Here is a 1,284-nt window from a genome sequence, read left to right as displayed (position 1 = left end):
GAATCCTCACGGCCGATCCGCGACCGCAACACCAGCGTGTTGACCAGGAAACCGATGAGGTTCTGCAGCTCGGGACGCCCTCGTCCCGACGTCACTGTCCCCACCGCGACATCGTCCTGCCCGGTGTGGCGGGACAGCAGCACCTGGGTGACGGCGGTCAGCGCCATGAACAGGCTGACCCCGTGTCGGGTACTCGCGGTGCGCAGTGTGTGGACGACGTCGGCGGGCACGTCGAAGGTGTGCACGGCCCCTGCGGTGGTCCGCACGGCAGGGCGGGGTCGGTCGGTGGGTAGGTCGAGAGGTTCGAGCCCGGCGAGCTGCGCCCTCCAGTAGTGCAACTGGTTCGTCCAGGCCTGGCTGTCCGCCCGGGTTCGCTGCCAGTCCGCGTAGTCGAGGTAACGGACGGATGGCGTTGCCAGCTTCGCGTCCGTCCCTCCGAGTCCGGCCGTGTAGAGCTCGGCGAGTTCCCTGATGAGGAGGCCCACCGACCACCCGTCGGTGATGATGTGGTGCATCGACCAGATCAGCACGTGGCGGTTCGTGTCCTCCTGCACGAGGACGATCCGGCTCAGCGGCCCTGTGCGCAGGTTGAACGGGGTCGCGGCTTCCGCGCGGAGAACCTCGTCCAGCGCCGCACCACGTCCTGCGGCGGGCCGGTCCCGCAGGTCGATGTGGGTGGTGGGAGGCGGAGCGGCGGGGTTCACGGTCTGCGTCGCGTTCCCGTCCACGAGGTGGAAAGTGGTGCGCAGGGACTCGTGCCGGGCGACGAGGGCCGCCAGTGCGGAGTTCAGCGCGTCGAGTCGCAGCTCGCCCGTCAGCCGGAGGGCGATGCCGGTGTTGTACTCGACACCCTCTGGGGCGAATTCCTGGAGGAACCAGAGCCGTTGCTGCGCGAAGGACAGCGGGCCGGTGTCCCGGAGGCCCCGGCTCATGACGGCCCGCACGTCACCACCGGCCCGAGCGCTCTCGGCGGCGACCGCGGCGGCGAGGCCGGTGATGGTGCGCTCGTCGAAGAGGACGCGGGGGGAGAGTTCTGCTCCGAGGACCTCACGGAGGCGGCTCAGGACGCGCAGACCGCTGATGGAGTTGCCGCCGAGTTCGAAGAAGTCGTCCTCCACACCGACCCGTTCCACGCCGAGCACGTCCTGCCACACGGAGCACAGCTGCTGTTCGGTGTCGGTCCGGGGCGGTACGTAGCGCCGGAGGGTGTCGGTGGTCGGTGCGGGGAGGGCTGCTCTGTCGAGTTTGCCGTTGACGGTGAGGGGGAGCTGGTCGAGCACCACG

At 69.6% G+C, this 1,284-nt stretch carries 1 protein-coding gene; it reads right to left on the bottom strand.

All coding sequences use genetic code 11. From position 1 onward, the window contains the following. On the bottom strand, nt 1-1,284 hold a 1,284-nt coding region (locus ACTIDRAF_RS31225; protein WP_039789554.1), incomplete at both ends, for a condensation domain-containing protein.

Origin of the sequence: Actinoalloteichus spitiensis RMV-1378 (assembly GCF_000239155.1) — a bacterium.
GTDB classification, from domain to species: Bacteria; Actinomycetota; Actinomycetes; order Mycobacteriales; family Pseudonocardiaceae; genus Actinoalloteichus_B; species Actinoalloteichus_B spitiensis.
The sequence above is the reverse complement of the archived record's forward strand: the minus strand, read 5'-3'. Positions and strand labels throughout refer to the sequence as shown.